Genomic DNA, 21,839 nt, shown 5'->3' on the forward strand with positions numbered 1-21,839 from the left:
GAGGCGCTACCGCACCTGCGCGGTCCATGCCTCCGCCGAGACGGCAGGCAGCAGCGCATGCGGCACCGGGCGCTCGTTGTGCACCACGAACGACGCGGTCACGATCACGTCCCAGCGGTCGGCCTTCTCGAAGGGCACCAGCTCGGCCAGCTCGTCCCAGCTGATCCGGTCGCCGCCCTCGACCACGTCCCGCAACCGGGAAACCGCGGCCTCGCCCGCTATCGGAGCCAGCCGGGCGAGCGTCGCGTCGATGTCCAGGTCGTGCGCCGGGCAATCCGCCTCGATGGCGGCGATCTCGGCTCGCGCCTGCGCCGTGCGGTCCTCGGCGAGATGCGCCCGCAACTCCTTGAGAAACCGGAGCCGCTCCGGGCGGTCGAGGAAAATCGCCAGCTCGCGCACGATGTCCGCGGGCTCGTCGCCGACGTGCACGAAGTTCAGGATCCGGTTGGGCGGGTTCAGCTTCGTGCGCAAATGGTGCGGCCGGCGCTGCGCCGGATCGCCGACGCCCTTCAGCTCGCACAGCCGGACCGTCGCGGGCAATCCCGCGACCGGGCGGACGTCGCGCGCCAGGAACAGCAGCACGTCATTGGTGAGATACCAGAAAGTGCACAACTGCAGCCGGTCGACCGTGTAGATGTGCCAGTCGTAGCGCCACACCTCGCGCATCGAATGCCGGGTGTAGCCGAACCGGGTGGCGGCGACGGGCACGAAACCGTTGTCCGCCAGGTAATCCATGATCGGGCCGAGCCTGCGGCCGACCACCGCGTCCGGTTTGACCACCAGCATCGCCAGCCCGCCGAGCACGCTCGTCGCGTCGCCGCCGAACACCGCGAGCACGTCCGCCCAGCCCTCGCGGAAGTACAGGTCGTAGCCGAACACCTCCCGTTTCTCCGGCACGACCGACAACTGCCGCCATTCTCCGGCCGTCGGCATGCCGTCGACCCGGTCCTCCCTGCCCGGCGTCCAGATCATCCGCTCATCCTGCCACGACGGCACACTGCGCCAACCGCTTTTCGCCGGGCACGGCACCGGGCTGCCACGGCCCGGCGCCCGCTGCGGGTATCGTCGGCTGCCCGGACGACAGGAGGGTTGACGCGTGGCCAGGCAGCGGGTTCCGGTAGTGCTCGTGGCGGGTTTTCTCGGTGCGGGGAAGACCACGATGCTCAACCATCTGCTCGCCAACCGCCAGGGCGTCCGGGTCGGGGTGGTGGTGAACGACTTCGGCCAGGTGAACATCGACGCGCTCGCGGTCGCCGGGCAGGTCGACACCATGGTTTCGTTGGGCAACGGCTGCCTGTGCTGCGCGGTCGACGCCCGCGGGCTGGACGCGATGCTCGGCAAGCTGTCGAGGCCCGAAGCCGGGATCGACGTGATCGTGGTGGAGGCGAGCGGGATCGCCGAACCGCGCGACCTGCTGCGGCTGATGATCGCCAGCGAGAACCCGGACATCCGGTACGGCGGGCTGGTCGAGGTCGTCGACGCGGTCGAGTTCGAGGCGACCCGGGCGCGGCATCCGGAGCTGACTGAGCATCTGCGGGTGGCCGACCTGGTGGTGCTCAACAAGGTCGACCGGGCCGAGGCGGACGCGCTGGCCAAGGTCCGTGCGGTGGTCGAGGAGTACGCGCCAGGGGTGCCGGTGCTGGAGACCGAGCGGGGGCGGGTTGATCCGGGGCTGTTTTTCGATCCCCGGCCTCGGGAAAGTTACGGGCAGTTGTCTTTTGACGATCTGCGCGAACATGATCATTCCGAGCATTTGCACGCGCGGTATGAGAGCGTCGTGTTCAGTGCTGAGCGGCCGCTTTCGCCTCGGCGGTTTTTGGCGTTTCTGGAGAGCCGGCCTGCTGGGTTGTATCGGGTTAAGGGGCAGGTGGATCTCGGGTCTCCGGAGTCTCGGTCTCGGTTCGGGTTGCATACTGTTGGGGCGTTTGTGCAGGTAGATCGGTCGAGCTGGGGGTCTGGGCCGCGGCGGACCGAGCTGGTTTTGATTGGTGCTGGGATTGATTCCTCGGCGGTTGAGCGGGAGCTTGCGGCTTGTGTGGCGGAGGATGAGGTGCCGGACGAGCGGGGGCTTTTGCGGTTTCTCCGGTATCTCGATGAACCCGATGATGGGGCGCGCCACGCCGAAGATGCGTAAACGCGCGGATTGATGGTGATGGAGTCGCACTATGTCTTCGTAGCTCGGACCAGCCTCTTTGGAGGACTCGTTCCATGGCGGAGACGATTGCGGCTCGGTGGTACCTCGTGGGTGCGTTGCCGGAAGACGATCCGGTCGCGCATGTGATGACCCGGGCGGATGATCTGCGGTACCGGCGGTCTGCTTGCGGGGAGCGGGAATCGCGGACTTGGACGCCGATCGATTTGACCGCGCCTGGGACTGGGCATGTGACGCCTTGTGCTGGGTGTGCGGGGACACTGGCCGGGGTGCCGGTGGGGGTTGGCGGGCAGGAGCAGTTGGCGTTTGAGCTGCCGTTGGGGTGACGACTGCTCGTCGCCTGGCGGCGACATTGCGCCCTGGCGTGCGTGGGGCACCCCGAAGCTTGATTGTGCTGACGGTCTGAGGGTGCTTGTCAAGGCGGGAAAGATGCCTTGACAAGCACCCTCAGACCGCAGGAGAGCTTCGTATCGGGGTGCGGGGGTGGTGTGGGTGCACTTCGAGTTGAGTGCATCGGTGGCGGTTTCGTTGGGGTGGGGCTAGCGCCCCAATGTGGCATTGGGTGCGTGGGACGCACCCAATGTGGCGTTCGGTGCATGCGACGCACCCAATGCCACATTGGGGCGGCATCCCGGGCGGGCGCGAGGCTGGCGGGGGCGGGCCGTGAAGGGCTCCTTGAGGGAATCCAAGTCCGTGAAGGAGCCCCTCACGGACCTCCGGCTGACTCGCGTCGTCACCCTTCGGCGGGTGTCCTTTTCGCCCTGCTCGGTGCGACTCTGGGCGGTTCGTTCGGCATCTTCGGGTACACGGGCGGCCACGGCGCGTCCATCAGGCCGCTGGCCAGATCCTTCCTGGACATCTCCAGCAGGGCTTCGATCGATTGCGGCCGATCGTTCGCGCCAGCCCACGGATCTCCCCGTTCCGCGACCAGCGCGGGGACCGTCGACAGGGTCAAGGCGTCCGGTTCCACGGTCGCCAGTTCGTCCCAGGAAATCGGCGTGGAAACCTGTCCGCCGACCCTCGGGCGTACGCACCAAGCGCCGAAGACCGTTTTATGCGGGGCGTTCTGGTTGAAGTCCACGAAAACTCGCGAGCCGCGTTCCTCCTTCCACCATTGCGCGGTGATCAGGTCGGGATGCCGCCGTTCCAACGCTCTTGCCAGCGCCACCGCGGCGGCTCGCACTTCGTAGCCGTCCCAGCGCGGTTCCAGTATTGAATACAGGTGCAGGCCGCGCGAACCGGAGGTCTTCACGTAGACCTCGATTCCCAGTTCGGCAAGGAATTCGCGCACGAGAACCGCTGCCTCGCGCAGTTGCGGGAACCCGATTCCGGGCGACGGGTCCAGGTCGATGCGCAGTTCGTCCGCGATTTCCAGTGCTGCCGCGCGGTTTGGCCACACGTGGAAGCCCAGGCAACCCTGGTTGACCGCCCACAGGACGTGGGCCAGGTCTGCGGCCACGAGTGCGTCGCTGGTGGTTCCGTTGGGCGTGGAAACGACGGCGGTGGTCAGCCAAGACGGCGCGTTCTTGGGCGTGCGTTTTTGGAACCACGATTTTCCGCCCGCGCCGTCCGGATAGCGTTCCAGCAGCAGGGGGCGACCGCCGAGTCTAGCGAGCAAAGGGCCTGCGACAGCTTGGTAATAGCGGACGAGATCGAGCTTGGTTTCGCCTCGTTCCGGAAAATAGACCTTGTCGGGGCTGGAAATGGTCAATTCGACGCCGTCCAGTTCCAGCGTCACCCCGCTCATCGGGCCTCCCCGAACAGATCCGCCAACTCGGCGGGCGGGGCTTCGTCCAGTTGCGCGTAGGTGCACGATTCCGGGGTCCGGTCCGGGCGGAAGCGCACCAATCGGCCGCCATGGCGGAAGCGGCCGCCTTGGAGGTGTTCGTAGCGGACTTCGGCGACCTGTTCCGGGCGCAGCGGTTCCCACGACAGGTCCTTGTCCGGAGCCCACCGGCTGTTGGCGCCCGGCCGGCGCACCTCGTCGGCCTGCCATTCCGCCCAGGTGCGCCACGGATGCCCGTCGAGCGCGTTCTCCCGCCACGGGGCCAGCTCCTCGACCAGCTCCCGGCGCCGCGCCGCGGTGAAGCTGCTCGCGACGCCGACGTGGTGCAGCGAACCCTCCTCGTCGTACAGCCCGAGCAGCAGCGATCCGACGCCCTTGCCGTCCTTGTGCCACCGGAAACCCGCGACGACACAGTCCGCGGTGCGCTCGTGCTTCACCTTCAGCATGACGCGTTTGTCCTGCTCATACGGCAGATCGGCGGGCTTCGCCATGACGCCGTCGAAGCCCGCGCCCTCGAACCGGGTGAACCAGTCCTGCGCGGTGTCCGGATCCGTCGTGAGCGGCGTCAGGTGCACCCGCTGCAAGCCGGTCGAGGGCGCGAAAATGCCCTCCAGCTCGCGGCGCCGCTCGGCGAACGGTTCCTCGGTCAGGTCCCGGTCGCCGAGCGCGAGCAGGTCGAACGCGACGAAGCTGGCCGGGGTCTCCTCCGCGAGCTTCCGGACGCGGCTGGCCGCCGGATGCAGCCGCAGCTGCAACGCCCCGAAGTCCAGCCCGCGCGGCGTGACCAGCACGATTTCGCCGTCGACGACGCATTTCTCCGGCAACGCGTCGCGCAGCAGCTCGACCAGCTCCGGGAAGTACCGGGTGAGCGGCCGGTCGTTGCGCGAACCCAGTTCGACCTCGTCGCCGTCGCGGAACACGACGCACCGGAAGCCGTCCCACTTCGGCTCGTACCAGAACCCGCCGTCGCGCGGCACCTCGTGCACGGCTTTGGCGAGCATGGGCCGCACCGGCGGCATCAGCGGTAACTCCACCTGCGCGATCCTAAGCGGAACAGACGCTGACCTGCACCTTTTTACCAGCGCGCCAGCACCAGCCCGCCCCGCGGCTTGGGCGTGAAGTACGTGGCCTTCCGCGGCATCCGCCGTCCCGCCGCGTGCACCGCCTGCACCGTCTCGAACGGCACCGGGGCCAGCTGCACCACCGCGTCCGCGCTCGGCGGGACCGGGCTGCCCGGCATCAGCGGGCGCACGTGCGGACCGTCCGGGTCGAGGCCGAGCGCGGAGCCGAGGAGTGTCTGTTCCACGACCTCGTGGTCGATCACCAGCGGATCCGCCGCAGGCAGCCGCACTCGCAGCACGCGCGAGCCAGCCAGCACCACGGCCGTGCCGGGGCAAGACGGCGGGGTCGCGTCATCCGACCAGGCCACGTCCAGCCCGGCTTCCTGCCAAGCCGCCAACAGGCTCTCCGCAGAGTGCCCAGTGCCGAGGAGTACGCGGTTGATCGCCCGGATCTCCAGCTGCGAACCCGCCGTGACCAACGCCAGCAGCTGACCGCTCCCCGCCGCGGCGGCGACGCGGTGATTCCCGTCCGCCACCAGCAGATCGCTCGCCGACGCGGCCTCCAGCAGCCGTTCCTGCATCTCCCCCGGCCGCACCACCCACAGCTCGTGCGCCAGTCCTGCCCGGTCCACAGTGGACACATCAGGATCCGCCGAACTCGCCGCTTCCTTGACCGCCGCGGTCAGCTCAGCTCCGTCGCCGACCGGCACGAGAAGGGCGGCGCTCGTCGCGCACCCGAGGCCGTCCAGCACAGCCGCGCGCTCCGCGACCACCTCCGGATAGACCTCCTCGGTGTGCTTCACGTGCGCCTGGCCAGAGGTCAGCTCCCGGACATCGACCACGCACAGCACGCCCGCGATCGTCTCGCCGATCCGGTAGGCCGCGACGAACCCGGTCTCCGGCCGGTAATGCCTGGTCAGCAGCCGCTCAAGCGTCGCTCGTGCTTCCGGCAGCGCCGCTTCGACGTCCAGCCCGGCCGCCAGCGCCGCGGGCGTCCGCGCCGGATGCTGCGCGGCCAGCAGCGTGTCCCCTTCCGCCGCCGCGAGCGCCCTCGTCACCGCCTCCGGTTCGGCGAACTCGTCGACATCCGGTCCCGGCACCGCGCCCTGAACGACCCAGCCCCGGCCGATCGGCCGCACCCATCTGTCCATCCCTCCATGATGACGGCCAGGCGAACACCCGGGCACCGATCGATCGGCTGGGGAATGCTTGCCGGGGCGAAGGAGTTTATTCCCGGCATGGGTAGCACGAGCAGTCCGCCCGCGGCGAAACGCGCCGCCGTAGGCCTTCGATCCGAGCGGGGACCCGTCCTCGCCGCCGTCATGCTGAGCACCGGCCTCGTGGCCCTCGACAGCACCATCATCGCCACCGCGGTCCCCTCCGTGGTCCGCGACCTCGGCGGATTTTCCCAGTTCCCGTGGCTGTTCTCGATCTACCTGCTCACCCAGGCGGTCACCGTGCCGCTGTACGGCAAGTTCGCCGACGTCCTCGGCCGCCGCCCGGTGATGTTCTTCGGCATCGCCGCGTTCCTGCTCGGCTCGGTGCTGTGCGGGGTCGCGTGGAGCATGCCGGTGCTGATCGCGGCGCGCGCGGTGCAGGGCATCGGCGCGGGCGCGGTCCAGCCGATCAGCATGACGATGGTCGGCGATCTGTACACGGTCGAGGAGCGCGCCCGGGTGCAGGGCTACCTCGCCGGGGTGTGGGCGGTCGCCTCGGTGATCGGGCCGACGCTGGGCGGCGTGTTCGCCGAATACCTCAGCTGGCGGTGGATCTTCTTCGTCAACCTGCCCCTCGGCGCGCTCGCCGCGTGGATGCTCTACCGCAAGTTCACCGAGCAGGTGAACCGCACGCGGCACAAGGTCGACTACGCCGGCGCGACCCTGCTGACGCTCGGCTGCGCGCTGCTGATCCTGGCCCTGCTGGAGGGCGGGGTCGCGTGGAGCTGGACGTCGGCGCCGAGCCTGGCGATCTTCGCCGTCGCCGTCCTGATGCTGGTCACGTTCGTGCTGGTCGAGCGGCGTGCGGAGGAACCCGTGCTGCCGCTGTGGGTGTTCACGCGCCGCACGCTGATCGGCGGGAACCTGGTCGCGCTCGTCACCGGCGCGGTGCTGCTCGGCTTCAGCTCGTTCCTGCCCACCTACTCCGAGGGCGTGCTCGGCACGGACGCGCTCACCGCGGGCTTCGCACTGGCCGCGCTCACGATCGGCTGGCCGATCGCGGCGTCGCTGTCCGGGAAGATCTACCTGCGGATCGGATTCCGCGACACCGCGCTGATCGGCACCGGATTCCTGCTCGTCGGGACCGTCATCGCGACGTTCCTCGGCCTGGACTCGGTGGTCTGGACAGCCGCGGCGGCCGTGTTCGTGGTCGGCATCGGGCTCGGGCTCTCCTCCAGCCCGACGGTCGTGGCCGTGCAGTCCACCGTCGGCTGGGAGCGTCGCGGCGTGGTGACCGCGACCAACATGTTCAGCCGTTCGCTGGGCAGCGCGGTCGGCACGGCCATCTTCGGCGCGATCGCCAACGCGACCCTCGCGGGCCGGTTCGCGAACCCGCCCGCGGAGGTCGCCGGACACCTGCCACAGAGCGTCGACGCCACCAGCCGCATCCTCAGCGGCACGCACGACAACTCACCGGCGACGGCGTACGTGCGCGAATCGCTCGCCGGGGCCACGCACAACGTGTTCCTCGCGATCGTCGCCGTCTCGGTGGTGAGTGTCGTCGCGCTGCTGCTCATGCCCCGCAAGACCGAGCAGCTGACGTTCTAGTTCTGCAGCGGCACGAGTTCGCGCACGAAATCGTCGAGGAACTGCCGGTAGTCGCCGGAGTATCCCGGCCGGACCACGAATTTCGTGAGTCCGGCCTCGACGTGCTGCTCGATCATCCGGCGTGCCTCGACCCAGCTAGTCGGCACGAGATCGGTCGCCGGACGACCCGGATTGCGCTGCTGCGCCACGGTGCGCAGCCGTTCCGGGATCCCGTGCAGTGCAAGGACCATGCTCAGCCCGAAGTGGTCCGATTCGATCTCCCGGTCGGCTTCGGCGGCGGCTTCCTGAATCGCCAGCCGCGCCGCGCCGGACTGCTCGGGCGTGTGGAAACTGCCGAGCCATCCGTCGGACAACCGGCCCGCGCGACGTAACGCGGCAGGCGCGGCCCCGCCGACCCAGACGTCGAGCCGCTTCGCCGGACGCGGCCCGATCGTCACGCCGTCGACCTGGAAAAACTCGCCGTCGAAGGACACGTTGTCCTGTTCGAGGAGCAGGCGCAGCAGCGCGAGCGACTCGTCGAAAACCGCCGCGCGCCGGCCTTCCGGCACCGGGAACAGGGCTCGTTCCGCAGGCTGCGCGGGCAGCAGGCCGAACACCGGGAGCACCCGTTTCGGAGCCAGTCCGGCCAGCGTGACCAGCTGTTTCGCGACCAGGACCGGATTCCGTCCGGGCAGGATCGCCACGCCCGTGCCCAGTTTGAGCCGCTCGGTGCGGGCGAGCGCGTGCGTCATGCCGATCAACGGGTCGACATCCGGCGAATAGACCACCTCCGACAGCCACAGCGAGTCGACGCCCGCCGCCTCCGTCAGCTCGGCCAAACCGGTGAATTCCGCCGGCCCGGTCCCGAGTCCCGGAGCCACCCCCACCCGGATCTTGTCCACGCTCGCTCCGCTCTGTCGGCACGTTCCCCTCGACAGAACCGGATCCCGGCGCGAGTTCTTCCTTATCCGGCGGTCGCTTCGATGACCCGGCCCAGCGCGGCGTGCAGCGCCTCCAGTTCGGAGACCTCCATGCCGAGCCGCTCCACGACGCGATACGGGATTTTCTCCGCCTCGGCGCGCAACTCCCGGCCCTTCTCGGTGAGTTCGACGGTCAGCTGGCGCTCGTCGGCCCGGCTGCGGCCCCGGGTCACGTATCCGATCGCTTCCAGCCGTTTGAGCAGCGGAGACAACGTCGCGGGCTCGTGCCGCAACGCCGTGCTGAGGTCCTTCACCGACCGCGGCGACTGCTCCCACAGCGCCAGCATCACCAGGTACTGCGGATGAGTCAGCCCGTGCGGCTCCAGCAGCGGCCGGTAAATCGCGATCACGCTGCGCGAAGCGACCGACAGCGCGAAGCACACCTGCCGGTCGAGCTTCAGCGGGTCCTCGCCAAGGTCGATCTCGGCCACTCGTCCTCCTCGTGCTCGGGCCCACTCTAGCGCGGGCTGCACCACACTATTAGTTAGTGTACTAATCATTAGGGTACTGTTGCCGCAGACCCCGAGGAGGAACGATGACCGACCGGCCCGGCGTTCTCCGCTGGTTCGCCTACGCCGTGAGCGGGCGGCTTCCCGAGCGCTACCGCGACTGGCTGCTGCACGACGCGACGTCCAAGCACTGGAAAGCCCGGCACGTCCTGCGCGCGACAGTGGGCATCGCGCCGCTGTGCCTGGTCTGGCTGCTGCTGCCGGCCCCGCTCGGGCTGCGGCTGGCGATCGTGCTGATGGCCGCGCTGGTGTCGTACTTCTACTCGTGCGCGTACATGGAAGAAAGCATCGACCACCGGTTGTCCCGCAACGGTTTCCCGCCCGGAACCGGCAAGCGCGTCCGCCGCGAGAAAGCCGCCGAGGCCAACGCCGAGGCGACCGCCCGCTACATCGCGGCCTACCGGCAGAACTCCGCCGACTAGACTCGGGAGCCGATGAGACGCAAGCGCCCGGCCCCGATCCCGCCCCGGCACGGCCTAGACCCGGCACGGCTGCGGCTGCCCGAAGAGGGTCCGTGGACGACCCTGCTGGAGCACCTGGTCGAACGCCTGCCCCGCGTCGCCCCCGCGCGGATCGAGGAAATGCTGCACGAGCAGCGGATCCACGGCGAGGACGGTCCGCTGGGGATCGACGCGGCGTATGTCCCCGGTTCGTTCATCTGGTTCCACCGCGACCTGCCGGACGAGGTCCCGGTGCCGTTCGACGTCACCGTCCTGCACCGTGACGACCATCTGCTCGTGGTCGACAAACCGCACTTCCTGGCGACCATCCCGCGCGGGCGGCACGTGCTGGAAACCGCGTTGGTGCGCCTTCGCCGTTCGCTGGACCTGCCCGCCCTCTCCCCCGCCCATCGGCTCGACCGCGTGACGGCGGGGCTGGTGATGTTCGTGATCACGCCGTCCGCGCGCGGGGCGTACCAGACGATGTTCCGCGATCGGCTGGTGCACAAGGAATACGAGGCGATCGCGCCTTACGACCCGTCGCTCGAGCTGCCCCGGACGGTGCACAGCAGGATCGTGAAGGAACGCGGCGTGCTGGCCGCGCAGGAGGTTCCCGGGCCGCCGAACGCGGAGTCCACAGTGGAGCTTCTCGAACACCGGGACGGGCTGGGCCGGTATCGCCTCACGCCCGCTACCGGACGCACGCACCAGCTGCGGGTCCACATGTGTTCTTTGGGGATTCCGATCCTTGGCGACGATTTCTATCCGGAGCTGCACGAGAAACCGCTCGACGACTTCACGAAACCGTTGCAGCTGCTGGCGAAAGTGCTGGAGTTCGACGATCCGCTCACCGGTGAGCACCGCCGGTTCACCAGCCACCGGACGCTCACGGCGTGGGATTCGCTCGAAGAATGGTCTAGTTGACGGCTACCGCGAGGAAATGCGCGCTGGCGTTGATCAAGAGCGGATCCTGTTCGACCAGCCGGGCGCAGCGGAGGGCCGCGTCCACGCGCGCGTCGAATTCCTCGACCCCGGCCACGTCCAGCGCGGGCCACGCCGGGCCTTCCACTCCGTACACGGAAATCCCGTTCACGCCAGCGGTTTCCAGCTCGTCGCGGAGCTCGTCGGCGGTGTGGAAATGCGCGGGCACGAAGCCGACGTGACCGTCGTAGCTGCCCGTATCGAGCACGGCTCTTACCGCCGGGATCATCTGTTCGGTGAGCTGACCGTTGGTTCCGGTCTCCATGGCCGAGAGATAGCGGCTGATCGCAGCGGCGCACAAAATGCCGTCCGGACGAAGGACGCGGCGGGCTTCGGCAAGCGCCTGCTGGCGGTCACCGGATTCGGTCAAGTGATAGAGCGGCCCCATTAACAGCACGACGTCCGCACTGTTGTCCGGCCATGCCAAAGCTCGCGCATCGCCGACTTCCGCCGTGACGCCTTCGATTTCGGCTGCCGCTGCGACGTGCGTGGCCACCGGATCGACTACGTGCACCGAATATCCGTCCGCGGCCAGCCATCGCGCGTGCACCCCGGTCGCCCCGCCGACGTCGAGGACTCGCTGCGCGGTCGCCGGGATCGCTCTGCGCACGAGTTCTTGGGTGCGCCGGAATTCCAGCCTGCCGTGCGGCGATCTGACGAGCCGCGTGTCCTCGGAGGTCTCGGTGTCGTAGTGCTCAACCAAAGTCATGCGCGCAACAGTGACCGAGTTCCCCTGCCGAGGCAACGGAATTCCCGCCGGACGGGTGCCAGGCGGCGGCTGGCACCCGCGCGGGCGATCACCTGGTCCAGAACTTGATTCCGCTCCACTGCACGGTAATCGGCCCCGCCCCGCTCGCCGTCCGGTACGACCCGAACTTGTCGTAATAACTACCCGATGGGCTGTCGTCGGTCTGCTTCAGCGAGCCGTTGATGTATACCTTGTGGGAGCTGCCCACTTGATTGATCGTGTTCACCCGCACCGAGGTTCCGACGGTCGCGCCGGTCGCCACCGTCTGGCCGTTCTCGACGGTGTAGAGGCGGCCGCCCTTCTCCACCGCCAGCAGGAAGTACGGCCCGGCGTTCGAACCGTCGCGGAACGTCTGCTTCAGGCTGATCCGCGAACCGCCCATGCTGGTGATCTTGAAGGAGCCCTCGAACTGGTGCGTGCCGCCGGTGTAGGTCTCGTAGCGGCGCTCGGCGCGCTGTTCGCCGCTGCCGTCGGAACAGGTCAGCTTGAAGGTGAGCCCGCTGATCTGGCCGCAGCCCTTCTGCTGCTCCTTGTACCCCGGCGACCAGGATTTCCAGGTGCCGCCGCCGACCTGGGCGTCCGCGACCGGGGCGAGAATCGCGAGCCCGCACACCGCCGCCGCCAGTGCTCCGCCGATCCGGGTTCTCGTGCGCACGTGCCAACCTCCGTGGAACTCAGGGCGGCGGTAGCGGTACAGGTCCAGACCACTGGCTGATCACTGTAGGTCCCCGGCCGGTCGCGGACAAGAGCGCATCCCTTGACGACTTTGTTTGTCACTGCTTGGCTCAGGGGATGCAGGACGTCGAAGTGATCGAGGACCCCGCCGTCGCGGCGGCCGCGCTGGACCCGGTGCGCGCCCGCCTGCTGGCCGCGCTGACCGAACCGGCGTCCGCCGCGGCGCTGGCCGCCCGTGTGGGCCTGACCAGGCAAAAGGTCAACTACCACCTACGCGCGCTCGAATCGCACGGCCTGGTCGAACCGGCCGGAACCCGGCAGTGGGGCGGCCTCACCGAACGCCTTTTCGCCGCCACCGCCAGCGCCTACCTGGTCTCCCCCGCCGCCCTCGGCGCCGCCGGTTCCGCCCACGTGAAGGCGGACCGCCTATCGGTGAGCTACCTCCTCGCCGTCGCCGGCCGAACCCTGCGCGAGGTCGCCGGCTTGGCCCGCCGCGCGGCTCGCGCAGGCAAACCGCTCTCGACGCTGACCCTGGACACGGAAATCGCCTTCGCCTCCGCGCGCGATCGGTCGGCCTTCACCGACGAGCTGACCACCCTCGTAACCGACCTCGTGTCCCGCTACCACAACGAATCCGCCCCCGACGCCCGGCTGCACCGCCTCGTCGTCACCGCGCACCCCAAACCCGCCGAGTAGTTCGCCCGAACAGGTGTTCGATTATCGTGTAGCTTGGAGGCATGAGTCAGGCATTTCAGGGCTCGCTGTTCGGTGCCAGCGGGCCGGCCACGCTGGGTTCGCTGTCCGGCGTGCAGCGCACCGAACTGGGGCAAGGCGCGTGGATCGACGTGCTGCCCGGGTGGCTCGACGGCTCGGACGAGCTGTACGAACACCTGGCGGCCGAGGTCCCGTGGTACGCGGAGCGCAGGCAGATGTACGACCGCGTGGTCGCCGTGCCGCGTTTGCTGTGCTTCTACCGGGAACACGCGCCCTTGCCGCACCCAGTCCTCACCGAGGCCCGGGAAGCATTGACCGCCCACTACGCAGCTGAACTGGGCGAACCATTCCGCACGGCCGGACTCTGCTACTACCGCGACGGCCAAGACAGCGTCGCCTGGCACGGCGACGACCTGGGCCGCGGCCGCACCGAAGACACCATGGTGGCCATCCTGTCCGTCGGCGCCGCCCGACACCTGGCCCTCCGCCCACGAGGCGGCGGCGACTCAGTGCGGTACCCACTGGGCCACGGAGACTTGATCGTGATGGGCGGGTCGTGCCAGCGGACGTGGGAACACGCGATCCCGAAGACATCCCGCGCGGTGGGGCCGAGGATCAGCATCCAGTTCCGGCCGAGAGGGGTGCGCTGAGAAGCCGACGATGACGGTGTCGCGAGAAGGCAGCGGGTGAGGGCGGCGGGTGAAGGCTGGGCTCGGTTCCGACCGCGCCGCATCACCCGTTACGAGTGCGCTGCCACCTCACCCGCGACGGGTGCGCTGCCGGTTCGACCGCGCCGCATCACTCGCGACGAGTGCGCTGCCGGTTCGGCTAGGCCGCTTCGTGCGTTCACGAGCGCATCGCGGACTCGGCCGCGCCGCGCGGCACACTGCCGGTCGAGCCAGACCGCCTCGAGCATCCACCAGCAGGCCGATCCAAGCGCGCGGCCGTGCGCACCACCCGAGCGCTGCCGGTTCAGCGAAGCCGCCGCGCACTCGCGCACGCGGAGCGTGCGACCCTCAGCGCCGCGCCGCCGCGCACGCCACGGTTCCGCGGGCGACGTAGCCATGCCCGTGCCGTCCACCGGGCAAGTCCGCCACCCCCGGCAGCACACGACCAACCCCGCGACCCCAGCCGCACGAGACCCCACGGCCCGCCCGAGGCGACCAACCCGAGCCACCCCGGCCGTCCAACAATCCGAAGTCAGTCCACCAGTACCGGCAGCGAATCGAGCCCGTACACGATCGACACCTTCCGGAACTCCAGCTCCTCCGGCTGCACCGCCAGCCGCAGGTTCGGGAACCGCCGGACCAGGGCCGGGTACGCCGCCCGCAGCTCCATCCGGCCCAGCTCCGCGCCGATGCACCGGTGGATCCCGTACCCGAACGCCAGGTGCGAGGACGGCTCGCGGGTCGGGTCGAAGCGGTCCATGTCGCCCTTGCCGAGCACCGGGTCGCGGTCCGCGACCGACAGCGACACCAGCACGATGTCGCCCTCGCTGATGTGCACGCCCGCGATGTCCATGTCCTGCTTCGCGAACCGCGGGAACGCCATCTGCACCACCGTCAGGTAGCGCAGCAGCTCCTCGACGAACCGGTGCACCGAATCGTCGTCGCCCCGGACCGCCTCGAACGCCGCCGGGTCGCGCAGCACCACCAGCGCACCCAGCGCGAGCATGCTCGCCGTGGTCTCGAGGCCGCCGGTGAGAATGCCGTCCGCGAGACCGGCGAGCTCGCGGTCGTCGATCTCGTCGCCGTGCTCCTTGATCAGCATGCCGAGCAGGCCGTCGCCGGGCTGTTCGCGCTGCTTGCGCACGATCTCCAGCAGGTACCCCAGCGACTCCGAGATCGCCCCCAGCGACGCGCCCGCGCCGCTGAACAGGTCGAACCGCGCGGTGCTCAGCCGCTGGAAGTCGGCGCGGTCCTCATAGGACACGCCGAGCAGCTCGCAGATCGTGAGCGACGGGATCGGCAGCGCGAACTGCTCCCACAGGTCCACCGGCCCGTCCGCGGCGGCCATCGCGTCCAGCTGGTCCGCGACGATCTCGTCGATCCGCGGCGTCAGCCGGGAGAGCCGGCGCATCGTGAACTCGGGCGTCAGCAGCTTCCGCAGGCGCGTGTGGACCGGCGGGTCGGCGAATCCGAGGCCGCCCGGGTTCTGGTCCTCGGTGACGCCCGCGTTGCCGACGAGGTTCGTGAAATCGTTGCTGAACTCGGTGCCCTTCCCGAGGACGGCCTTGGCCTCCTCGTAGCCGGTCACGAGCCAGGCGTTCATCCCGAACGGCAGGTCCAGCTTGCTGATCGGCGCCTCGCCGCGCAGCCGGCCGAGGTCCGGAACCGGGTCGAGGCCCTGGCGGCGCAATGGCTCCAGCGCCGAATCCGGCAGCAGCGCCATCTTTTCGAGATCGAAGCCGCGCTTCTGCTGGCGGGCGATGTACCGGCGGCCGGCCCAAGCGAGGATGCGCGAACGAATACTCCCCATGGCGGCGACAGTACCGCAACCACCCCTTCCGCCGGTCCCGGGCGGAGACGCCCGTCACCCTGTGACCAGCGCGAGTCCACTGTGGACTCCCGTCACCCGGCCAGGTGACGGGTCCCGGGAATTGTCAGACCCCCCGGACAGAATGGCCCGCATCGGCAGCGACCTGCGTGACCAGCCGGTCGCAGCCGGTGAAAGCACGCGACGACGAGGCGAGTCCCGTGAGAGGCTCGGAGAGAAAGGGAGGAACCGGACATGACTGCGGCGCTGATCGGGCGGGCCCACCCCGCCGCGACCTTGCGTGCGCAGCTCTCGCGCGCCACCGCCAGCCACGGCGGCCTCACCCTGGTCACCGGCGAGGCCGGAATCGGCAAGACCACGCTGGTCAGCGCATTGGCCGACGACGCGCGCGAGGCAGGCGCGCTCGTCCTCGGCGGCACGTGCTGGGAGTCCGGGGCCGCGCCGGGCTACTGGCCATGGGTCCAGGTCATGCGCTCATTGCGCCGGGAGGCAGCGCCGCACGAATGGGCCGTCGCCAGCTCGCCGACGCTGTCCGCGCTGCTCGGCGAAACCCCCGAACAACCGGCCGACGACGGGTTCCAGCTGCCCGACGCGGTCACCCGCGCGCTGGTCACGGTGGCCCAAGAGCGACCGGTGGTCGTCATCCTCGACGATTTGCACTGGGCCGACCCGGCGTCGCTGCGGCTGCTCGAATTCTCGGCCCGGCACACCTGGTTCGAACGGCTGCTGCTCATCGGCACGTACCGCGATGTCGAGGTGGACGCGCCCAGCCATCCGCTGCACGAGCTGATGCTGCCGTTGGTCGCGAAAGCAACCACGATCACGCTCACCGGCCTGGACGAAACCGGGGTCGCCGAACTGATGAGCCGCACCGCGGGAGCTGAGCCGGGTGCCGAACTGGCCACCGACGTGCAGCGCCGCACCGGCGGCAACCCGTTCTTCGTCGAGCAGACGGCGCGGTTGTGGCGCAGCGGGAGCACAGTGTCCGCGGTCGCGCCCGGAGTCGCAGACGCACTCCAGCGGCGGCTGTCCCTGCTCCCCCGCCCAGTCACCGATCTGCTCACCAGCGCCGCGGTGCTCGGTCGCGAGTTCTCGCTCCACCTGCTCGCCGCCACCGCCGGTGCGCCCGCCGCACAGGTCGACCACCTGCTCACCCGCGCCGTAGCCGCCCGGCTCGTGATCGCACTCGGCGAAGGCCGCTTCTCCTTCGCTCACGACCTGGTACGGGAGTCGAGATACGCCGAACTGACGCCCGCCGAAGCACAACGCCGCCACGCAGCGGTCGTGCGCGCCAGTGAACACACCCCGGCCCTGGTCGGCGTCGCCGAACGCGCCCGGCACGCCTACCTCGCCCATACCGACCTCGACCCGAAGCAAGCAGTCCGGCTATTGCTCGCCGCAGCCAAAGACGCAGGCGCCCGGATGGCCTTCGAGGAATCCATCGCGCACCTGCGCCGAGCCCGCGAACGAGCGGCAGACAAACGCAGCCAAGCCGTCGTCGCGCTGGAATTGGCCACCGCGCTGTGGCGCTTCGAGGTGAAAGACGAAGCCTGGCTGCTCTGCGAGGAAGCCGTCGCCCTGGCTCGCCAAGAAGACAACGCGAACCTCCTTGCCCGTGCCGCCCTCACCCTGTCGAAATTCAGCACCGGCGGCGTCCGGCACGAGTTCACCGTGCAAGTTCTCCGCGAAGCACACGAAAAACTGTGCGGCGGCAACGCGGCCGAACCCCTCTCACTGGACCGCATCCGGCTGGAACTCACCGCCCGCGCCACGATCCTCGCCCGCGACGACGAGGACGACGACGCATTGGCGTTCACCTTGTGGGCCAGACACGACGCGATCTGGGGCCTGGGCAGCGGTGCCGAACGCGAACGGCTCACCGACGAGCTCGCCGCCATCGCGCGACGCACCGGCGACCGGGAGAACGAGTTCTTCGCGGCCTCGCTCAAGTGGGTCGCGATGCTGGAACAGGGAGATCCGCGGTACCTGGACCAATTCCACCTGTTCCAAGGGATCGCCGACGAAGGCGTGCGAGCCGCGAAACTGGCGGAAGCGATCGACCGCAGCATCATCTGCACCTTCCGCGGCCGCTTCGCCGAAGCCGACGAAGCACTCAAGGAAGCACTGGCCGCCCCGGAAATCTTCGGCAGCAACGACTACGGCTACATGCCCGACCAATTGCGCTGGAGCGCGCTGCTGGTGCAAGGCCGCTTCGCCGAAGCCGCCGAACTCCCCGCCAAAATGGCCGACACCGGTTTCCCGCACCCAGCCCTGCTGCGCACCCTCACCGCGGCCCTCGCCGGCGACGCAGCCACCACCCTGCACGAACTGTCCGAAGCACTCGCAGACGGCCCATACGCCCGCGTCTTCACTCCGCTGTGGCTGCGCTGCCAAGCCCAAGCCGCCGTCGTGCTAAAAGACCGCGCAGCAGCCGAACGCTTGCTGCGCGAGCTTTCCCCGCACGCCGGAGAATGGCTGGTCTCCTTGTACGGCTGCGAACTGAGCGGCCCGGTAGACCTGTGGACCGGCCTGCTGCACAAAACCCTGGGCGATCACGAAACAGCCGCCGCCCATTTCACCTCCGCCGCCCGCTCCGCAGACCGGCTGCGCGCCCGCCCGTGGGCTGTCGAAGCCCGCAACCACCTGGCAAGGACGCTGCTGGACTTAGGCGACACCGACCGCGCCACCGCCCTGGCCGATGCCGTCACCGCAGAAGCCGCCGAGCTGGGCCTGCACCACATCACCGCCCACCCCCGCCCCGCGACGCCGCCACCACCTGCCGCCACGAACGCATTCCACCGAACCGACTCAGTCTGGACCCTGCGCTTCGCCGACCGCGAAGTACGCATGCCAGACGCAAAGGGCCTGCGAGACTTGAACTTCCTGTTGAGCAGACCAGGCACCGAAATCCCCGCCGCACAACTGCTCTCCCCCGACGGCGGCCAAGAAGCCGAAGCCACCCGCAGCTTCAGCGGCGACCCGATCCTGGACGACACCGCGAAAGCCGCCTACCGCCGCCGCCTGGAGCACCTGGACGAAGCCATCGACGCCGCCACCCTCCGCGGCGACGACGCGAAAGCCGCCACCTTGGACACCGAACGCGCCGCCCTGCTGGACGAACTCCGAACGTCGACCGGCCTGTCCGGCCGAACCCCGCCGCCTCGGCGACGAAACGGAACGCGCCCGCAAAGCCGTGACCGCCCGCATCCGCGACACCCTCCGCAAACTGACCGACCTCCACCCGGAACTGGCCGACCACCTCCGCCACACCATCACGACCGGCTCGTCCTGCAGCTACCAACCGGACACGCCTATGACCTGGCGCTTGCAACCGCCGGTGCGTCCGGCCGCGACCAGGCCGGGCACCGGGGAAGGGAAAGAAGGGGAAAGTGCCCCCGCGCGGTGAGCAGACCAAGCAGAGCCATGACTGCTTGGCAGTCACCAGATTCGGTGTTGTCGCTGAGGAAATGCGACGCAGCGGGACTGCCGTCAGCTGCATCGCGGCCTCACCCACGTGTCGGCCACGCTGCGCATCGACACGCTTTCCCGGTTCCAGCACTGGATTCCGGCCGTCCGCCGGTTCTCCTACGTCCTCTCCCCCGCCGCCTGAAGCCCCGACCTGTCCGGGAGGCCGCCCGGTCCGCGACCGCACGGCCTCCCGCCAAGCAGAGTCACTTTCGGTTGTACAGCCGCATTGTCAGCGTCCCGAACACCGCGGTCAGCGCGACCGACGCGATCAACGTCCACGTGATGGCGCCGCCGTCCCAGGTACCGGACATCATCGAGCGCACTGCTGTCACCAGGTGGCTGATCGGGTTGGCCGAGACGCCGGCTTGGAGCCAGCCGGGCATGGTGGACGGGTCGACGTAGATGTTGCTGAGGAACGTCAGCGGCATGATCACCATCATGCTGACGCCCATCACCGATTTCTCGGACCTCAGCAGCAGCCCGAACATCGTCCACACCCACGACAGCCCGAACGAGAACACGAGCAGCAGCAGGACTCCCGCGGCGACGCCGCCGACGCCGCCGTCCGGGCGGAAGCCCAGGATCAGGCCTACGACCATGATCACTACGGACGCGATCAAGTACCGCAGCACGTCGCCGAGGAGGTAGCCGACCATCGGGGCCGGCCGCCAGATCGGGAGGGTGCGGAAGCGGTCGAAGACGCCCTTCGCGATGTCGGTGTTCACCGCGACGCCGGTGTACATCGTGATCATCACGACGCTCGACGCGAGGATGCCCGGCAGGAAGAACTGCAGGTACTGCGTCGGCGAACCGGCCAGTGCGCCGCCGAACAGGTAGGTGAACATCAGCGTCATCATGATCGGGAACGCGGTGACGTCGAACAGCTGCTCCGGCACGTGCTTGATCTTCAGCACCGCCCGCCAGCCGAAGGAGAACGACGCGGACAACGCGCTCGGCCGCGGCGGGCGTTCGGTGGCGAGCAGGACCGCGGCCAGCTCGTCCGGTTTCGGGGCCGCGAGGTCGAGATCGGGTTCCTTGACGGTGGTCACGCCGCCTCCTCCGTGGCTGTGCGGGCGGTGAGAGCCAGGAAAACCTCGTCGAGGCTGGGCTGGCCGAGCGAGAACGTGTCGACGGTGACGCCTGCCTTCGCGAGTTCCGCGAGAGCCCGCGACGCGCGGTCGGCGGCGGCTTCGTGCGCGTCCGACGACAGCCGCGCCGTGATCGCGACCGGGTCGGGATCCAGTTGCACGGTGGCGGACAGCGCGCGTTCCAGCACTTCGGCGGCGGTCGCGCGCTGGTCGGCGTCCCTCAGTCGCAAGTGGACGGCGCCGACTCCGACCGAGGCTTTCAGTTCGCCCTTGGTGCCCTCGGCGATGACGCGGCCGTGGTCAATGACCGCGATCCGCGACGCCAGCTGGTCGGCCTCGTCGAGGTACTGCGTGGTGAGCAGGACCGTGGTGCCCTGCGCGACGATCGCGCGGACGATGTCCCACACCTGATTGCGGCTGCGCGGGTCGAGGCCGGTGGTCGGCTCGTCGAGGAACAGCAGGTCCGGGGTGTTGAGGATGCTCGCCGCGATGTCGAGCCGGCGACGCATCCCGCCGGAGTAGTTCTTCACCTGCCGGCGCGCGGCGTCGGTGAGCCCGAACGCCGCGAGCAGCTGAGCCGCCCGATCGCGCGCGGCGGCGGTGCGATGTCCCAGCAATTTGCCGAGCAGCACCAGATTCTCTTGCCCGGTCAGGTCTTCGTCGACCGAGGCGTACTGGCCGGTGAGACTCACCCGGCTGCGCACGGCGTCCGCCTCGCGCACCACGTCGTGGCCGAACACCCGCGCTTCGCCACCGTCCGGACGGGACAGCGTGGCGAGCATCCGGACAGTGGTGGTTTTGCCCGCGCCGTTGGGCCCGAGCACGCCGTACACAGTTCCGGCGGGGACCACGAGGTCGACCCCGTCGACCGCCCGGGTCTCGCCGAACACTTTGACGAGCCCGGAAGTCTCGATCGCCGGTTCCCCGGCAGCGTTGCTCATGTCTTGTCCTTCCCCTCAGTTCTTCATCCGCGATACGGCCGCGCGCGCCGGCCGTCGCGCAGCGCGAGGCCCCACCAGAGCAGTTCGTCCAGCAAAGCAGAGGCCGCGTGGCCTGCGGATTCGCCGTGCGGACCCGCGCCGGGGTCGCCGCATTCGTGCTCGAGCAGGTCGAGACACACCGAATCCCGCACCGTCGCCGTGTGCAGTTCGGTGAAGACATCCCGAAGATGCTCCACCGCGTAGCGGCCGCCCGCGCGGTAGCCGTAGGAGACGAAGCCGACCGGTTTGGCCCGCCATTCCTCGTACGCGCAGTCGATCGCCTGCTTCAGCGACGCCGGGAAGCTGCGGTTGTACTCGGGCGTGACCACCACAAACGCCTCGGCCGCCGCGATCCGCTTCGCGAACCCGGCCATGCCGGCCGTCGGCTCGGCTGGCAACCGGGCCGGGATCGCGAACGTCGCGAGGTCGAGCACGTCGAGCACCACCCCGCCGTGCCCGGCGGCCCGCTCGACGAACCATCGGCCGATCTCGCCGCCGACCCGGCCCTCCCGGGTGCTGGCGACGAGCACGGCTACCCGCAGCTCCTCGTCCACACTTCTTGGGCGCCAGATCGGTGCGCGGTGCTGCCAGGTTGGATCTAGCGGCTGTTTCGGCTGGTCAGGGGCCTGGCGAAGAAGGGCGAAGTGCGCGGCTGGAGGGCGGGGGAAGATGCGCGAGATGCGGTCTGGCAGGGCTAGGCGGCGGGACTGCGCGGCCGACAGGCGGCACGGGGCTCACCGAGTCAGGACGGATGCTGACCGAGCCTCGGGTGGGAAGGAACGGGTGGCATAGGCGGTGGTGCGAGACGCGATCTGGCACGGCTAGCAGCTGGGCAAGTTCTGCGATTGGAGCGCCCGGCAACGCTACGATTCGGGGGCAGGTTCCTGGCCCGCAGCGGGCCGCGGTTCTCGTCAGCCGCAACCACCCACGGAGCTCGCCGCGCGGGAGCGTGAGCGCGGGGCATCGCCGTTCGAGGTTAGCCAGAGGGGTGGCGAACACGCGGGACCACGGCGCCTG

The 21,839-nt window shown here is 69.3% G+C and carries 18 protein-coding genes and 1 pseudogene; 7 read left to right on the forward strand and 12 right to left on the reverse strand.

Features of this window, described 5'->3' with window-relative positions:
• Positions 1-6: 6 nt before the first annotated feature.
• A complete protein-coding gene (locus DMP23_RS02090; protein WP_337819988.1) occupies positions 7-972 on the reverse strand; it encodes a nucleoside-diphosphate kinase in 966 nt (321 codons plus the stop codon).
• A gap of 124 nt (positions 973-1,096) precedes the next feature.
• Between DMP23_RS02090 and DMP23_RS02095 the strand changes: the two genes are divergently transcribed.
• A complete protein-coding gene (locus DMP23_RS02095; RefSeq protein WP_337819989.1) occupies positions 1,097-2,134 on the forward strand; it encodes a CobW family GTP-binding protein in 1,038 nt (345 codons plus the stop codon).
• Between the two features lie 751 nt (positions 2,135-2,885).
• On the opposite strand, the gene ligD is transcribed toward DMP23_RS02095, so the two are convergent.
• The 3 genes from ligD to DMP23_RS02115 are packed head-to-tail and all read right to left on the reverse strand — an operon-like array spanning position 2,886 to position 6,150.
• A complete protein-coding gene (gene ligD / locus DMP23_RS02105; RefSeq protein ID WP_337819991.1) occupies positions 2,886-3,899 on the reverse strand; it encodes a non-homologous end-joining DNA ligase in 1,014 nt (337 codons plus the stop codon).
• On the reverse strand, positions 3,896-4,972 hold the full coding sequence (locus DMP23_RS02110; protein WP_205673378.1) for an ATP-dependent DNA ligase: 1,077 nt from the start codon (positions 4,970-4,972) through the stop codon (positions 3,896-3,898). Before DMP23_RS02110 ends, ligD begins: the two co-directional genes overlap by 4 nt.
• A 41-nt stretch (positions 4,973-5,013) precedes the next feature.
• Positions 5,014-6,150 carry a DUF1015 family protein gene (locus DMP23_RS02115; RefSeq protein WP_337819992.1) on the reverse strand — a complete coding sequence of 379 codons (1,137 nt, stop codon included), beginning with the start codon at positions 6,148-6,150 and terminating at the stop codon, positions 5,014-5,016.
• Between the two features lie 87 nt (positions 6,151-6,237).
• Between DMP23_RS02115 and DMP23_RS02120 the strand changes: the two genes are divergently transcribed.
• On the forward strand, positions 6,238-7,764 hold the full coding sequence (locus DMP23_RS02120; protein WP_275295549.1) for an MDR family MFS transporter: 1,527 nt from the start codon (positions 6,238-6,240) through the stop codon (positions 7,762-7,764).
• Here DMP23_RS02120 and DMP23_RS02125 read toward each other — a convergent pair.
• Both DMP23_RS02125 and DMP23_RS02130 read right to left on the reverse strand, forming a co-directional pair.
• Positions 7,761-8,645, reverse strand: a complete 885-nt coding sequence (locus DMP23_RS02125) for a TIGR03854 family LLM class F420-dependent oxidoreductase (RefSeq protein WP_337819993.1) — start codon at positions 8,643-8,645, stop codon at positions 7,761-7,763. The genes DMP23_RS02120 and DMP23_RS02125 overlap by 4 nt on opposite strands.
• A gap of 62 nt (positions 8,646-8,707) precedes the next feature.
• Positions 8,708-9,154 (reverse strand): MarR family winged helix-turn-helix transcriptional regulator, encoded by a 447-nt coding sequence (locus DMP23_RS02130; RefSeq protein WP_134732855.1) that lies wholly within the window; start codon positions 9,152-9,154, stop codon positions 8,708-8,710.
• Between the two features lie 104 nt (positions 9,155-9,258).
• Here DMP23_RS02130 and DMP23_RS02135 point away from each other — a divergent pair, with 104 nt between their 5' ends.
• The gene (locus DMP23_RS02135) at positions 9,259-9,654 is read left to right on the forward strand and encodes a DUF5313 domain-containing protein (RefSeq protein WP_037814960.1); all 396 of its coding nucleotides are present in this window, start codon (positions 9,259-9,261) and stop codon (positions 9,652-9,654) included.
• 12 nt (positions 9,655-9,666) lie between these two features.
• The gene (locus DMP23_RS02140; RefSeq protein ID WP_336158431.1) at positions 9,667-10,596 is read left to right on the forward strand and encodes an RluA family pseudouridine synthase; all 930 of its coding nucleotides are present in this window, start codon (positions 9,667-9,669) and stop codon (positions 10,594-10,596) included.
• Here DMP23_RS02140 and DMP23_RS02145 read toward each other — a convergent pair.
• Positions 10,589-11,362 (reverse strand): class I SAM-dependent methyltransferase, encoded by a 774-nt coding sequence (locus DMP23_RS02145; protein WP_336158430.1) that lies wholly within the window; start codon positions 11,360-11,362, stop codon positions 10,589-10,591. The genes DMP23_RS02140 and DMP23_RS02145 overlap by 8 nt on opposite strands.
• Before the next feature lie 88 nt (positions 11,363-11,450).
• Positions 11,451-12,056, reverse strand: a complete 606-nt coding sequence (locus DMP23_RS02150) for a hypothetical protein (RefSeq protein ID WP_043830185.1) — start codon at positions 12,054-12,056, stop codon at positions 11,451-11,453.
• Between the two features lie 137 nt (positions 12,057-12,193).
• Between DMP23_RS02150 and DMP23_RS02155 the strand changes: the two genes are divergently transcribed.
• Positions 12,194-12,772 (forward strand): ArsR/SmtB family transcription factor, encoded by a 579-nt coding sequence (locus DMP23_RS02155; protein ID WP_043830187.1) that lies wholly within the window; start codon positions 12,194-12,196, stop codon positions 12,770-12,772.
• A gap of 41 nt (positions 12,773-12,813) precedes the next feature.
• Entirely contained in the window at positions 12,814-13,440 is a 627-nt protein-coding gene (locus DMP23_RS02160; RefSeq protein WP_037814952.1) for an alpha-ketoglutarate-dependent dioxygenase AlkB, read from the forward strand.
• A gap of 550 nt (positions 13,441-13,990) precedes the next feature.
• On the opposite strand, the gene DMP23_RS02165 is transcribed toward DMP23_RS02160, so the two are convergent.
• Positions 13,991-15,268: a cytochrome P450 gene (locus DMP23_RS02165; protein WP_037814948.1), complete on the reverse strand. Its 1,278-nt coding sequence runs from the start codon at positions 15,266-15,268 to the stop codon at positions 13,991-13,993.
• Positions 15,269-15,520: 252 nt separating this feature from the next.
• Here DMP23_RS02165 and DMP23_RS02170 point away from each other — a divergent pair.
• Positions 15,521-15,961: pseudogene (locus tag DMP23_RS02170) on the forward strand (ATP-binding protein); the annotation flags it as partial.
• 2,996 nt (positions 15,962-18,957) lie between these two features.
• On the opposite strand, the gene DMP23_RS02175 reads toward DMP23_RS02170, so the two are convergent.
• Genes DMP23_RS02175 through DMP23_RS02185 form a run of 3 tightly spaced genes read right to left on the reverse strand, consistent with a single transcriptional unit; the run spans position 18,958 to position 21,376 of the window.
• Positions 18,958-19,803: an ABC transporter permease gene (locus DMP23_RS02175; protein WP_037814945.1), complete on the reverse strand. Its 846-nt coding sequence runs from the start codon at positions 19,801-19,803 to the stop codon at positions 18,958-18,960.
• A complete protein-coding gene (locus DMP23_RS02180; protein WP_043835797.1) occupies positions 19,800-20,783 on the reverse strand; it encodes a daunorubicin resistance protein DrrA family ABC transporter ATP-binding protein in 984 nt (327 codons plus the stop codon). The genes DMP23_RS02175 and DMP23_RS02180 overlap by 4 nt, the downstream gene beginning before the upstream one ends.
• Before the next feature lie 23 nt (positions 20,784-20,806).
• Positions 20,807-21,376 (reverse strand): NADPH-dependent FMN reductase, encoded by a 570-nt coding sequence (locus DMP23_RS02185; protein ID WP_037814941.1) that lies wholly within the window; start codon positions 21,374-21,376, stop codon positions 20,807-20,809.
• Positions 21,377-21,839 lie beyond the last annotated feature (463 nt).

Source organism: Amycolatopsis sp. A1MSW2902 (assembly GCF_017312175.1).
Lineage (GTDB): Bacteria > Actinomycetota > Actinomycetes > Mycobacteriales > Pseudonocardiaceae > Amycolatopsis > Amycolatopsis nivea.